Origin of the sequence: Methylomonas sp., assembly GCF_023228165.1 — a bacterium.
GTDB lineage: Bacteria > Pseudomonadota > Gammaproteobacteria > Methylococcales > Methylomonadaceae > Methylomonas.
On the sequence record NZ_JALOBS010000015.1, the window covers coordinates 52622 to 66550 of the forward strand.

The 13929-nt window shown below is 50.9% G+C and carries 14 protein-coding genes; 11 read left to right on the forward strand and 3 right to left on the reverse strand.

Annotated elements, in window-relative coordinates; genetic code table 11:
• The first annotated feature begins 57 nt into the window (after positions 1-57).
• The 6 genes from M0R33_RS12815 to M0R33_RS12840 are packed head-to-tail and all read left to right on the forward strand — an operon-like array spanning position 58 to position 3745.
• Positions 58-603: a nucleoside triphosphate pyrophosphohydrolase family protein gene (locus tag M0R33_RS12815; protein WP_292569598.1), complete on the forward strand. Its 546-nt coding sequence runs from the start codon at positions 58-60 to the stop codon at positions 601-603.
• Between the two features lie 3 nt (positions 604-606).
• The gene (locus M0R33_RS12820; RefSeq protein WP_292569601.1) at positions 607-1485 is read left to right on the forward strand and encodes an NAD(P)-dependent oxidoreductase; all 879 of its coding nucleotides are present in this window, start codon (positions 607-609) and stop codon (positions 1483-1485) included.
• On the forward strand, positions 1485-2270 hold the full coding sequence (locus M0R33_RS12825; RefSeq protein WP_292569603.1) for a TIM barrel protein: 786 nt from the start codon (positions 1485-1487) through the stop codon (positions 2268-2270). The genes M0R33_RS12820 and M0R33_RS12825 overlap by 1 nt, the downstream gene beginning before the upstream one ends.
• A gap of 42 nt (positions 2271-2312) precedes the next feature.
• Entirely contained in the window at positions 2313-2690 is a 378-nt protein-coding gene (locus M0R33_RS12830; RefSeq protein ID WP_292569606.1) for a VOC family protein, read from the forward strand.
• Positions 2691-2696: 6 nt separating this feature from the next.
• Positions 2697-3233, forward strand: a complete 537-nt coding sequence (locus tag M0R33_RS12835; protein ID WP_292569609.1) for a hypothetical protein — start codon at positions 2697-2699, stop codon at positions 3231-3233.
• Positions 3209-3745: a hypothetical protein gene (locus M0R33_RS12840; RefSeq protein ID WP_292569612.1), complete on the forward strand. Its 537-nt coding sequence runs from the start codon at positions 3209-3211 to the stop codon at positions 3743-3745. The genes M0R33_RS12835 and M0R33_RS12840 overlap by 25 nt, the downstream gene beginning before the upstream one ends.
• Here M0R33_RS12840 and trkA read toward each other — a convergent pair.
• Positions 3742-5097 (reverse strand): Trk system potassium transporter TrkA, encoded by a 1356-nt coding sequence (gene trkA / locus M0R33_RS12845; protein WP_292569614.1) that lies wholly within the window; start codon positions 5095-5097, stop codon positions 3742-3744. The two genes, M0R33_RS12840 and trkA, sit on opposite strands and share 4 nt — an antisense overlap.
• 276 nt (positions 5098-5373) lie before the next feature.
• Here trkA and M0R33_RS12850 point away from each other — a divergent pair, with 276 nt between their 5' ends.
• From M0R33_RS12850 to M0R33_RS12860, 3 genes are read left to right on the forward strand one after another with little or no spacing between them, the layout of a single operon-like run.
• Positions 5374-7521 (forward strand): HAD-IIB family hydrolase, encoded by a 2148-nt coding sequence (locus tag M0R33_RS12850; protein ID WP_292569617.1) that lies wholly within the window; start codon positions 5374-5376, stop codon positions 7519-7521.
• The gene (locus M0R33_RS12855; protein WP_292569620.1) at positions 7518-8366 is read left to right on the forward strand and encodes an HAD-IIB family hydrolase; all 849 of its coding nucleotides are present in this window, start codon (positions 7518-7520) and stop codon (positions 8364-8366) included. The genes M0R33_RS12850 and M0R33_RS12855 overlap by 4 nt, the downstream gene beginning before the upstream one ends.
• Positions 8359-9243: a carbohydrate kinase gene (locus tag M0R33_RS12860; RefSeq protein WP_292569624.1), complete on the forward strand. Its 885-nt coding sequence runs from the start codon at positions 8359-8361 to the stop codon at positions 9241-9243. Before M0R33_RS12855 ends, M0R33_RS12860 begins: the two co-directional genes overlap by 8 nt.
• Before the next feature lie 708 nt (positions 9244-9951).
• On the opposite strand, the gene M0R33_RS12865 is transcribed toward M0R33_RS12860, so the two are convergent.
• Together M0R33_RS12865 and M0R33_RS12870 are read right to left on the reverse strand one after the other, a co-directional pair.
• On the reverse strand, positions 9952-10668 hold the full coding sequence (locus tag M0R33_RS12865) for a hypothetical protein (protein ID WP_292569627.1): 717 nt from the start codon (positions 10666-10668) through the stop codon (positions 9952-9954).
• 218 nt (positions 10669-10886) lie between these two features.
• A complete protein-coding gene (locus M0R33_RS12870) occupies positions 10887-11654 on the reverse strand; it encodes a hypothetical protein (protein WP_292569632.1) in 768 nt (255 codons plus the stop codon).
• An 887-nt stretch (positions 11655-12541) separates the two neighbouring features.
• On the opposite strand from M0R33_RS12870, the gene M0R33_RS12875 reads away from it, so the two are divergent.
• Both M0R33_RS12875 and M0R33_RS12880 read left to right on the forward strand, forming a co-directional pair.
• On the forward strand, positions 12542-12916 hold the full coding sequence (locus tag M0R33_RS12875; protein ID WP_292569635.1) for a group 1 truncated hemoglobin: 375 nt from the start codon (positions 12542-12544) through the stop codon (positions 12914-12916).
• A 29-nt stretch (positions 12917-12945) separates the two neighbouring features.
• A complete protein-coding gene (locus M0R33_RS12880) occupies positions 12946-13923 on the forward strand; it encodes an FAD-binding oxidoreductase (RefSeq protein WP_292569637.1) in 978 nt (325 codons plus the stop codon).
• Positions 13924-13929: the final 6 nt, after the last annotated feature.

Below are 13929 nucleotides of genomic sequence, written 5' to 3' on the forward strand. Positions count from 1 at the left end.
GATTTGCAACTTGCCTTATACACTGCGTGCACTACTGCATCTCTACAGGAGAACGACATGAACAAACATTTACAGCTCGTCCGCACTTTTCACGACCAATTCGGTATCGAGCAACCCGAATATCCCGACACCACTCATTTGTCGGATATGGATATCGTCATGCGCCAAGCGCTACTTATGGACTGCGGCAGCGAGGCGTTTAAAGCCATTACCGGCGGCGATTTGGTCAAGATTCTGGCCGGTCTGGTGGATTTGGCTTACAACGCTCTGGCAGCCATTGCCTGCCGTGGCGACGATGTGGTGTCCACCTCGGTGGCCTGGCGGCAAGATGGTTCGGTGTTGTCCGTGATGCGGGTTTTGGCGGACAAAATCAACCATTGTTCGTCCGGCGAAACTATTCATTATTCCGCTTTGTACAATATCTGCGAACAATTGGCGCGCGGCTTCATCAATGCCGATTTCGACAAAGCGTTTAATCTGGTGCATGCCAATCTGATGCAAAGCGGACGTAACAGCGCGGCGGCCGGACACGATTACAATCAACGTATTGCCAAGGAAACTCTGCCACAGGCGCCGGATTTAAGCGAAACACTTTACGAATAAAGCATGACGACAAAAGACTATGCGCTGGGATTCATCGGTATCGGTTTAATGGGACAACCCATGACCCTGCGGCTACTGGATGCGGGGTTTCAGGTCAATGTCTGGAACCGTAGCGCCGACAAACTGACCACCGTTGCCCAGGCCGGGGCTCGGGCTTGCAACAGTATTGCGGCATTGGTCGCTGCGTCCGAGGTTATTTTATTATGTCTGGCCGATACGAGTGTGGTCGAAACCGTGGTCAATGAGCAGATAATCCCGCACGGCAGTGCCGGTAAGCTGATTATCGACTTATCCAGCATAGCGCCGGAAACTACTCGGCAATTAGCCGATAGCGTAAAACAGCGTTGCGGCATGCATTGGCTCGATGCGCCGGTATCGGGCGGCACGGCCGGTGCCGAACAGGGTAGTTTGGCTATCATGGCGGGTGGCGAGGCGGAGGATATTGCGGTCGCTAGGCATGTGTTGCAACCGCTATACAGTCGTTTGACGCATATGGGGCCGGTCGGCAGCGGGCAGGCCACTAAAATCTGCAACCAAATGATCGTCAGTTGCAATGTGCTGGTAATTGCGGAAATGATGGCGCTGGCCGAGCGCGCCGGGGTCGATAGCGCCAAAATTCCCGAGGCCTTGGCCGGCGGCTTTGCCGATTCCAAACCGCTGCAAATCGTCGCTCCGGAAATGGCGGCCGATCAATTCGAGCCGGTAAAGTGGCGGGTAAAAACCTTGTTGAAAGATTTAAATATGGCAGGCGCTCTGGCGTCCGCGCATGGCAGTGCCATGCCTATGTCAGGGCTGGCAGCCCAATTGATGCAATTACACGGCAGTCGGGGCTTTTTGGAGCAAGACCCGTCCACCCTGATTAAGTTATACCGGTCGGTCTGATGCTGCGTTTTAGCGCCAATCTCAGCATGCTGTTTACCGAGTTGCCGTTGCTGGAGCGATTCCAGGCCGCCAAACAGCAGGGTTTTGCCGCTGTTGAAATGCAGTTTCCTTACGACATGTCGGCCGAGACCATTCAAACGGCGTTACGCGAGCACGATTTAAAGCTGGTGTTGTTTAATGTCGATGCCGATGACTTGCTGCGGGGAGGCGAGGGGTTGGCCGCGGTGCCGGAAAAACAGGCCCGGTTTAAAGCTGCCGTCGCGCAGGCATTCGATTATGCCAAGGTGTTAAAGCCGGATTGCATCAATGTGTTGCCGGGCCGGTGTCTGGATATCCGCTGCTTACCCGAGTATCGGCAGACTTTTAAAGACAACTTGAGTTATGCGACCGATATATTCGCCGGTATTGGGGTGGCGACGGTATTCGAAGCGATTAACAGTCACGATATGCCGGGGTTTATGGTCGATAGTTCCGCCCAAATGTTGTCGATATTAGGCGAGTTGAACCATCCCCAATTGCGCCTGCAATTCGATATTTACCACATGAGCCGGATGCTGGAGAACTGCGCGGCATTTTTGTCCCGACACATCGATAAAGTGGGGCACATACAATTCGCCGATTGTCCGGGCCGGGGCCAACCCGGCAGCGGCGTGGTGGATTTTGCCCAGCTGTTTGCACTGATCGCCGCTTTACCATATCAGGGTTGGGTGGGGGCGGAATACAAGCCGGGCCCGAGTACGGAGGATGGTTTGGGCTGGATGAAAACCCAGGGGGAACCGAACTAGCCGCGTTATAATGCCCGGGCGTTAAAATTACAGGTCTTTGCTATGTCCAAATTCGATCTAACCATTCATCACACCAGCTTAATTGTCTCCGATACTCAGCAATCGCTGACATTTTATCGGGATATTTTGGGGATGCAGCCTACTGAACGCCCACCTTTGCCTTTTCCTGGGGCTTGGTTGCAAATCGGTGAACAGCAGATACATCTGTTGGAGCTGGACAATCCCGATCCGACTTCCGGTAGGCCTACCCATGGGGGAAGAGACCGGCATGTGGCCTTGCATTGCCGTTCGGTGAATGCGCTGCGTGACGAGCTGGAAAAAGCGGGTATGTCATTCACCATGAGTATTTCCGGACGTAAAGCGCTGTTTTGTCGGGACCGGGATGGTAATGCGCTTGAGTTTATCGAACGACCGTCGTGATTTTCCATGACCAAAATAGTCCTTTATGCGGTGTTGTTTACCTGTAGTCTGGCGATGCTGCTGCTGACTGTCGGTTTCAGTTGCTGGCAGTTGGGATGGTTTAACTGGGCGAGTTGGTTTTATCCCTTGGCGGGTAAAATTATATTGTCGGCTTTTTTGTTGCTTTTAATGCTGGGATGCGGGCTGTTCATACACGCCTTATATGTGGAATTGGCCGTGTATTTTCGCTGGGACGCCGTGGCATTGCGGCGAGTCGCTATGTTGCGGCAGCTGCATAGCGATGCCAGGCAACGGCTGCTGGTGGAAAAGAGCCAGATACACTATTTATATGAATTGAAGCGGCAGCGTCTATTGATTGCCGACAATAAAAAACATAGCCGCGCACTTTTCAAGGCTGTTTCGGCGGAATTGCAGCAGTCTGTTGAGCCGGACAGTTTTAAATCCTTGCAAAAACATCTTAAGCAGCATCGCAATCAAGCCAATCCGCAGGCGATACTGGCATTACGTGATCAGGTGTTATGTCGATCTTCAATCGCTGGCTGAACGGGGTGCTGGGCCTTTGGCGCAGCACCCGCGATGAGAATCTGCACTGGCATTTAGCCCGGCAGCAGGATGTTGCCGCCTTACGCCAAGCCAGGGCCTTGGCGGAACAGGCCTTGGTGGCGCAATTGAAAAAACAGGCCCGGCAATTGGCGCACGAGTTGGCGATGGGCGAGACTAGGCGCAGTAACGAATTGGCTATGTTGAAAATCCAGTGCAAGCAGGATTTGAAAGATTATCAGCAATATTTACAATCGCTGGACAAACTCAAGCTCAGTTTACGGGAAAATTTTGCCCACTTGCCTGAAGCCGTGGCATTTACTATTCATCATCACGCCAAACAATTGCTGAACAGGATGTGGGACGAACCGGATCCAGTGGAAAAGCTCAAGGTGGAAATGCAATTGCTGCGGTTCATGACGGCCGTACACGAAGACAGTGTCAGTTCATTAAACGGCGCCGAGCCGGTAGCCTTGCCGCAAAAGACCCTGGCCTTTATCGATAATGGGGTTTAGATAGGTTGAAAGTAACCTTCGATGGCCTTAATGAGTTTTTTATCCAGCGCAAACATTACCACGTGGTCGCCTTCGGCAAAAACCGTGTCGTGGTGAACCGGAATCACTTCCTTATCCCGAATCAACGCGCCTAAAATTACCCCGTCGGGAAGATTGATTTGATCGACCCGTTGACCCACCACGGATTTGGCCGCCACGCTGCGGTGGGCAATGGCTTCAATAGCTTCCGCGCTGCCGCCGCACACCGAACTGACACCGACTACATCGCCTTTTCTGACATGTCTAAGTATGCTGCCCAGGGTTTCCAGCTTGGGTTGGATGGCCAGATCGATATCGGTACCGTCGACCAGCTGTAAGTAAGACGTGTTGTTGATTAAACAGATGGCTTTTTTAGCGCCCAGTTTTTTGGCCAAACTGGCTGAAATTAAATTGACGCCGTCGTTATTGGTGATAGCGCAGAATAAATCCACTTCCTCAATCATTTCTTCTTGCAGCAAAGATTGATCAGTGCAATCGCCGTGTAAAATCAACGTATTGCGTAAGTCGTTGGAAATTTCCTTGGCCCGGTTAATGTCTTGTTCGATGACCTTGACATGATAATTATTTTCCAACGCCATCGACAACCGTTTGCCGACATGGCCGCCGCCCGCCAGCATGATGGATTTGATGGGTGCTTCCAATTTGTGTAAATCAACCAAGGTTTTGCGGACTTTGTCGCGCGGACACACGAAAAATACTTCGTCCCCGGTAGCAATCAAGGCTTCGCCGTTGACGGCAATGGCCTTGCCGTTACGGAAAATTGCCGCTACCCGAATCATACTGTCGGCCAGTTTTTCCTTGACCGCCTGTATGCGTTTACCGGTCAGAAAACCGGTGGGTACTACGCGGATGGAGACTAAGCGCACTAAGCCTTCGGCGAATTCCGACACATGCAAGGCGCCAGGGTATTTGATCAGGTTGTGAATCGCTTCGGTGACCACTTGTTCCGGGCTAATCACGATATCGATACCGCCGGGAGCGAATAACTCCGGGTGGTTTAAAAAGTCCAGGGCGCGCACCCGGGCGATGGTTTTGGGCTTGGTATATAGGGTATTGATGACCTGGCAGGCCAGCATGTTGGTTTCATCGTTATTGGTTACCGCAAGCACCATGTCGGCCGTGCCGACCCCGGCTTGTTCAAGTATGCTGGGGTGAGCCGCGTTGCCTTCGATGGTGGCGATATCGAGCCGGCCTTTCAGTGCGGACAATAAATGCGGTTTCTGATCAATGACTACAATGTCGTTTTCCTCGCTGGCAAGTGCGCCGGCAACGGAAGAGCCGGTGACGCCGGCGCCAAGAATGACAATTTTCATTAAAACTCAGGCGGAAAAAAAGTGTAAGGACTCAAGTCGAATGAGGCTGGCAGGCCGGATAGCTGAGGATGCATGGGTAAATTATACCCTGATCGGTCATAGTGTCCATGTTAACAGTGGATTAAAAGTGTTCGCGGATGAACCCAAAAAAACCGCGCCTAAAATTCGCACAAGCGAACGCGGGATGAAAAAAAATCCAAACCACTAAGCGGAAATTAGGTAGGATAAAACCACTCGTGAATGACCTTTCGCGCCATAAGAAGAATTAGAATGGATATGACTGGTAAAGCAGATGCGTTTTACATCGTACTGATTAGTGTACACGGTTTGATTCGTGGGCATGATTTGGAGCTGGGACGGGATGCCGATACCGGCGGGCAAACCAAATATGTGGTCGACCTTGCCAGAGCATTGGGTCAACAAGAGACCGTTGAACGTGTCGACCTGATTACGCGGCAGATTAACGACGATCAAGTCAGTCGAGATTACGACCAACCCAGCGAAGTGTTGAACGACAACGCCCGTATCATCCGCATTCCAGCCGGGCCGGAGGGATATATTCCCAAGGAGGAGTTATGGGATTGCCTGGACATCTTTGCCGATAATCTTTTGCAATGGCTGAGCCAACAGCCGCGCATGCCGGATGTTTTACATGGGCATTACGCCGATGCCGGATACGTCGGGATGCGCCTGTCTCATTTGACCGGGATTCCATTAGTATTCACCGGCCATTCCCTGGGGCGGGACAAGCGCACCCAATTGCTGGCCATGGGTTTGCACGGCGACTTGTTGGAGCAGCGTTACCACATTTCCCGCCGCATTAATGCAGAAGAAGATGTACTGGCCACGGCGGATTTGGTGATTACCAGTACCCATAATGAAATTTCCGAACAATATGAGTTGTACGACTATTATCATCCCGAACGCATGGTGGTGATAGCGCCTGGTACCGACTTGGAGCAATTCCACCCGGCCGGCGGCGCACCCTCTAAAGTTGGTTTTAGTCAGGCATTGAAGCCGTTTTTAACCGAGCCTGAAAAGCCGATAATATTGGCTTTGTCCCGACCTGATGAACGTAAAAATATTGTCTCGCTGGTGAAAGCCTATGGCGAATCAACTGAATTACAAGCGCTCGCCAATCTGGTGATTATCGCCGGCAATCGTGATGACATCAGGGAAATGAACGAGGGTGCTCAAGCGGTATTGACCGAAATTCTGTTGTTGGCCGATTGCTATGATTTATACGGCAAGCTGGCCCTGCCCAAACATCATAAGCAGGAAGATGTGCCGGATATTTACCGCTTGGCGGCGTTGTCGAAAGGGGTGTTCATTAACCCGGCCTTGACCGAGCCATTTGGCTTGACACTGTTGGAGGCGGCTGCCTGCGGCGCGCCGCTGGTGGCCACCGAAAACGGCGGGCCGGTAGATATCATAGGCAATTGTAATAACGGCTTGTTGGTCGACCCGCTGGATACTCAAGCTATTGCCGATGCCTTATTGTCTATCCTGACAAATCCCGGTCAATGGCAAACTTTCTCCGAGCACGGCTTACGGAATGTGCGTCGATTTTATTCCTGGCAGGCACATGCCCAACGTTATCTGGATAAGCTGCAACCGTTATTGAAACTGCACCAGCCGGTTATCAAATCGACACCGGTACGCAATGCCTTACGCTATCAAAATAGGGCTATTTTCACCGATATCGATCAAAGCTTGCTGGGTAATGCCGAAGGCTTGCAGCAATTTGTGCATACTCTGCGTAGTCAACGTAAAAATGTGTTTTTTGGTATCGCCACCGGTCGCAGGCTGGATTCGGCGTTAGCTATTTTAAAGAAAAACGGCGTTCCCACACCGGATGTGTTGATCACCAGCTTGGGTACGGAAATTTATTATGCCCCGCACATCAAAACAGACACGGCCTGGGCCCGGCATATCGATTATCACTGGAACCCTAAAGCCATTCGGCGGGTTATGGCCGATATTCCCGGTATGACGTTACAGCCCAGCAGCGAGCAGAGCCGTTTCAAAATTTCTTACCATTACGATACCCATCTGGCGCCCAGTCCGGAAGACATCAATGCCTTGTTACGACAGGAAGATCAAGCTGTCAATGCCAATCAGGCCTTTGGGCAGTTTTTTGATATCGTACCTGCCAGAGCCTCCAAAGGGTTGGCTTTAAGGTACTTTGCACGCCAATGGAACATCCCGTTGGAGCGGATTTTGGTTGCCGGTGGCTCCGGTGCGGATGAGGACATGATGCACGGCAATACTTTAGCCGTGGTGGTAGCCAATCGGCACCGGGAGGAGTTGTCGCAATTGTACGAAGCCGAGCGTATCTATTTTGCCCAGCAACCTCACGCACTGGGTATTATCGAAGCTATCGAGCATTACGACTTTTTCAAAGACGACATGGGGGCAATATGACAGAACGGATATTGATTTGTACCGATCTGGATCGCACCTTATTACCCAACGGTAGTGCGCTTGAGTCGCCACGGGCCAGACCTTTGTTTAAACGTTTGGTGGCCAGACCGGAAATTTTGCTGGCTTACGTATCGGGCAGGCACAAAGCATTGGTAAAGGAGGCCATCGTCGAATACGACTTGCCGAGCCCGGATTTTGTGATCGGCGATGTCGGTACCACTTTGTATGACATTAACCGAAATGATTGGTTGGCTTCCGAAGCCTGGGCAGCCGAGATTGCGCCGGACTGGGCGGGTTACGATCATCAGCGCTTACAAACTCTGTTGGCGGGCTTTGCCGGGTTGACGCCGCAAGAGGCCGCCAAGCAAAATCGCTTCAAGCTCAGCTACTATCTACCCATGGATATGAATACCGAGCAATTGCTATTGGATATGCAAACGCTGTTGCGGGCAAATGGCATACGGGCCGAGTTGATCTATAGCATCGATGAAGCCGAGAGAGTCGGGCTATTGGATGTGTTGCCGGCTAGCGCCACCAAATTTCATGCGGTCGAATTTTTAATGAAACAACTTGGCATAGATGTAGCGCACAGCGTATTTGCCGGCGATAGCGGCAACGACCTGCCGGTCATGGCCAGTGCCGTTCAAGCGGTGTTGGTAGCCAACGCCAGCCCCGAAGTGCGACAGGAAGCGCAAACGTTGGCCAAACAACAGGGTAATGAAGCAACTCTATATCAAGCTAAAGGGCAGTTTTTAGGCATGAACGGCAATTACGCGGCCGGTATTCTGGAAGGCGTCGCGCATTATTTACCGCACACACTAGACTGGATGCATGCGAATGAATAAACCACTGATGCAGATTTTCGGCGAAGTATTGTTCGACCATTTTCCAGACGGCAGTGTGGTGCTGGGCGGAGCGCCGTTTAATGTCGCTTGGCATTTGCAGGCCTTTAAACAAAATCCGTGTTTCATCAGTCGCATCGGCGAAGACGACACCGGAGCGGCAGTACAAGCCGGCATGGAAAATTGGCGAATGGATTTATCGGGTTTACAGCATGACACCAAGCACCCTACCGGTGCGGTGCAAGTCAAAATAGAGCAGGGTGAGCCCAGTTATTTGATCGTACCCGAGCAAGCCTACGATTTTATCGATACCGAGCAATTGCCGACGAATACCGCAGCCGATTTGCTGTATCACGGCTCTTTGGCCTTGCGTAATTCGGTGTCCCGACAAGCACTGGCGCACTTGAAACAACAGCATCGCGGCAAGGTATTTATGGATGTGAATCTGCGTGAACCTTGGTGGGACAAGGCTGAAGTGCTAGCCTGGGTGGACGAGGCCGATTGGGTCAAACTTAATCACTTGGAATTGCAGGCGCTGCAGGCCGGTTCCGTTGATTTTGAAGCTGCGATGCAAGAATTTCTGATAAAGCATCGATTACAGGGCTTGATCGTCACCCGCGGCGAAAAGGGCGCGGTTGCCATCAACACGGCCGGCGAACGTGCCATGGCCGTGCCGGTAAGGGCACTACAAGTTATCGATACCGTCGGCGCCGGAGACGCATTTGCCGCCGTGCTGATGCTGGGTATTCATCTGGATTGGCCGTTGCAGTTAACCCTCGAACGAGCCCAGTCATTTGCTTCGGGTATCGTCGGTCGACGCGGTGCTACCGTGCAGGATGCAGGATTTTATCGGAGTTTTATAGAGGCATGGGGGCTGTAAGACCAAGCGGCTAACGTAAAATAGCGGTCACGATTGGGGGGCTGTATCTACAAACTGGCCGGATTGGGTTGGCGGGGGGATTAATACATACGCCTAGGTGGGGAATACTCCGCTTAACCTGATCGATCCCACGGGGTTATGGGCAAGCGCAGCAATAAGATTAGGCATATACAAGGCGCTACTAGATTCGGATTCCATAATGCAGCGCGTACAGCAGCTAACGCCATCGGTGGCGGTGCTTTTACTGGATATTGTTCTTCAGTAGCGAAAAGAGATAGCGAAGATTCGTGTCCTATTCCGGGTGCCACTTCCGGGTGCCACCAGAGATCGAATAACTGGCAACACGGGTACTATGACTAAACTCGGCGGTGACGATACAGCAGAGGGTCGAGGCCGGTTCTAATACCCCAGACTGTGCCGAAGAACCTGGGAATTTACCTGGCCCGGTTTTTAATCAAAAAGACTCGGCTCAGCCTGTAAACCCGCAGAAAATTCGTTTGCGAATACGGTTTATTTGGAGGCCGGGCCGATGTCAAATTGTATCGCTGCTGTGATGGATTTTGGACAACTGAAACGCCGGAAAATTGAGGCTGGTTTTCAAGGTAGATCGATCGGTACTAACGGCTGTTTTATGCTAAATAACAGGCGACGAAACGCTCATTCTCTGCCCTCTTTTTCAGTCTTTTCAGGAATGCTGAGATATCCGGGCTAAGCCTTTACAACACGCTTGCGATTCATGCCGATTAACCCCGCTAGTGTGCTACCGAACAGCCAAACGGCAGTCGGCAATGGAACAGCCGCGACTCCAGTGATAGTCAGCGACAATGGAAATGCACCCATTGTGCCTTTTTCAGGTAAATTATGCCCTGTCATGCAGAGCGGTCCCATCATTCCACCCTCGGTGCAGTCGGCATATACGATGCTGTCTGCAATTCCGCTCATAGTGGTTTTATCAAAGGCGAAGGTAAAGTAGGCATTGTAATTCCGTGTATTTCCATCTAAATAACCATAATAAGTTGCATTGTCCGCTGTCGTCGCATAACCACCACCAGTAAAGACGTCTGTTGTATCTTTCAAAAACACCGAAGTTGTCACGATATTCCCTTCGATAGCCTGAGCAAGTTGATAATTAAGATGCATAAGGGGATAAGACTGCGGTGGATTAGGGTTTATATCATCAGCTGGGTACATAGCTGAGTTCATGGTGCCCCTCAGCTCAGATACCGTTTCAGTTGCGGCATCCCAACTGAATGTGCCGTTGAATGTGGTATGGCCGACCGTCGTAGCGGGTTCTGCGAAGACGCCGGTGACGTTGTAGGTGGCGATTGCAGCCTCGGCAATTGAAACGTTGGCAAACACTAACACCGATGCAAGCAATAAATGCGCGGCTTTAATGCCTTGAATAGAGCTTCGTTTACTATACATTACTAAATACCTGAAAAATTATTGGTTGGGTAAAACCGTGTCTATGTTGTGCAATCAATGGCGCGGGTGCTCGGATTTTCCAAGTGCCCGCGCCTTAAGATCCTTTTAGCGTTAACAAACCTTTGAGAGACCCGGTCTCCAGATCTATCAGGGAAAGCTGAGTTGCTAGCTTTCCTTTAGTTTTGCTGCTGTTGTCAACGAATCACGTTTCAGTTTGCTTAAGCAGGCTGCACGCTTTTGCGGCGGCTAGCGCCCAACAGGCTCAATAAGGCACTACCAAACAACCAGCCGGCAGCAGGTACTGGTACTGGAGCAACCTCACTGATGCTGAGAGACAGAGGCGCACCGCCCATTGATCCACCACCGCTGAATGCAGTCATACCCATCGAACCAGTCAGCATAGGCCCCATCAGACCCAGTGCGGTCATGTCGCCGTAGACGATTTGGTCCGCGGTTGCCGATGTGTCGGTTAGGTTAGTGGAATCAAACACCAGGGTAAAAAAGGCGTTGTAATTGCGGATGTTGCCATCCCCCATCGTACCGTAGGCCATCGGAGTAACCGTCACGTCATAACCGCCACCAGTCACAACGTCAGTACTATTTTGCAAAAATGAAGTGACTGTCACCAAATTGCCGGAAGTACTGCTGACTAGTTGATGGGTTAGATTCAGTAACGGCGCATCGTTAAGGGCATACCCGCCGGGTTTGGCATATACATTTGTGGAGTAAGCGGCTCCATTCATACCACCAGCGCTGCTGCCATTCGAATCAAACGCTGTGCCATTCCAGCCAAACATGGATTCGGACAGCAAGCCCGAGAAATTGCTAACAGTGGTGCCGTCCCAGTCGAAGCTACCATTGAACACGGTTTCTCCTTGCATGCCGCCGTCGGTAAATGTTGCAGACACATTATAGACGCTGGCCTGTGCCATGGAAGCGCTTGTAGCCAATACTATCGCAGCAGACAGTCTGGTTTTTAGATTCATAATTACTCCTTAAAATAAATTGATTTGTGTTCGAGCGATTTAATCAGTTCGCAAGGAATTGCACCCTGCGCAGCGGTTCTCCATCACCCGCCTTGCGGCGGACGTGGCAAATTGGGTATTCAAAGCCCCTTGCCTTGGTTGCGATCTTTTTCCCAAGCGCATTCATTGCCATCCCTGTCAATTAGCCTAAAATATCACCTTGATTCCCCGGTTGCTCCGAGCAGAGTCAATCGATATCGCACCGCTTTATCCGCTATAGTTGTAAATATTTAATACATTCACACTTACTTATATGCATTTGTTGCGCCAGTTATTTTATAAGTTAATTCAATAAGTTATAGTTTGTGTAAAATTAACTGTGCGGCATATGACTTATTTTGTATGTGGGATTTGGTCGTTAGTACGGGATATGACGCACTAATGGAATTAGCCGCGATTTTTACAATGTGTCAGGAGCCTGTCGAACTTTCAGCAAGCCAAGAATTGCTCGCCGAATACCGGCAAATGGTCCCGCTTGGGATCAATCCAATCAGAAAAACTCTGTCAAATTTTTCGAAAGATGCCAGTCAGGGCCGGAGATCCATAAATGCCGCACTCCAGGGGCGGCAGGATGGGGGTAATATTCTTGTTGTCTCGCTCGAATTTATCTCGCAACGGGGTAGGCCATAGTTGACCTCAGTTCCATAAAGAGCCTATTGAATAGCGTGTAAAGCGTGCTTGTTTTTGCTTAGATCTTAAAAATCATAAGGTAGGGGTTGACGGGTTTACCGTCAAATCATAAGATGCATTTAAGATGAATCTTATGGTGGCGGAAATTGAATCCCTCCAAGGCATTGACTGTTCATTTAAGGGGCATCTTAAATAACTTTTTACTATTTGGAGCGAAAATGTCAGAACAAGAATCCTTGTACGAACAAATTGGTGGTGAAGCCGCCGTTAATGCCGCTGTTGATATTTTTTACCGCAAAGTACTAGGCGATGCGCGTATCAATACCTTCTTCGAAGATGTAGACATGGAGAAACAAGCCGCTAAACAAAAAGCCTTCCTGACCATGGCTTTCGGTGGTCCGCACAATTATACCGGTCTGGATATGCGCAAAGGTCACGCTCATCTGGTCTCGCGCGGTCTGAACGACTCGCATGTCGATGCCGTAATCGAAGATCTGGGCGCCACCTTGCGCGAACTAGGCGTAAAGGAAGAGTTGATCGCGCAGGTAGCTGCTATCGCCGAAAGCACACGTAACGATGTATTGGGTCGCTAACAGTTCAGCTTGTTAACGAGGTCACCGCTTTGGCTATTATTCGTTACGCAAAAGACAGCTATGAATTGGAAGATGACCAATCCGTTCTCGATTGTTTAACCCATCGCGGTGTGGCCGTGCCTTTTTCCTGTCGCAGCGGTGTCTGTCAGACCTGTCTGATGCGCGCGACAGGCGGCACTCCCACTGAAGCCTCGCAACAAGGTCTGAAAAACAGCCTCACGCTACAGAACTATTTTCTGCCTTGCGTGTGCTATCCGGAAACGGATTTGGAAGTGGCGCTACCGGACGATGCCGATGCTCAGGTAGTGATTCCGGCAACCGTCAAAAGTTTGCGTCTGCTTAATGACGACATCATGCATGTCGAACTGGAATGTCATGCGCAGATTGATTACCGCGCAGGACAATTCATTAATCTGTTTCAACATCAAACCCTGGGTCGCAGTTATTCGCTGGCTAGCGTGCCGTATGAGGATGATCACCTGCATCTGCATGTGCGTCGTTTACCGCAGGGGCTTGTCAGCGGCTGGATACATGATGAACTTCGCCCCGGTCAAACCGTCGAGATTCGCGGCCCTGGCGGAGATTGCTTTTACATACCCGGCGATACTGAACAAAGCATGATGTTGATCGGCACGGGCTCGGGACTTGCGCAGCTGTATGGCATCATCCGTGATGCGCTCAGTCAGGGTCATACCGGACCCATCCATTTGTTTCACGGCAGCCGCGATCTGAATGGACTATATTTGTTTGCAGAATTACGCGAGCTGATGGCGCAATATGCGAATTTTAATTATATACCCTGTCTTTCCGGGGACGATGTCCCCGCTGGCTATGCGACAGGGCGCGCTCATGATATCGCCTTTGAGCAAATTCCCAGTTTAAAGAACTGGCGCATGTTTTTGTGCGGGCATCCGGAAATGGTGCGGGTCACTAAAAGAAAAGCCTTTCTGGCAGGCGCCGCGATGAAGAATATCTATGCCGATGCTTTCAATGTCAGTCAGCCCTAACAAACG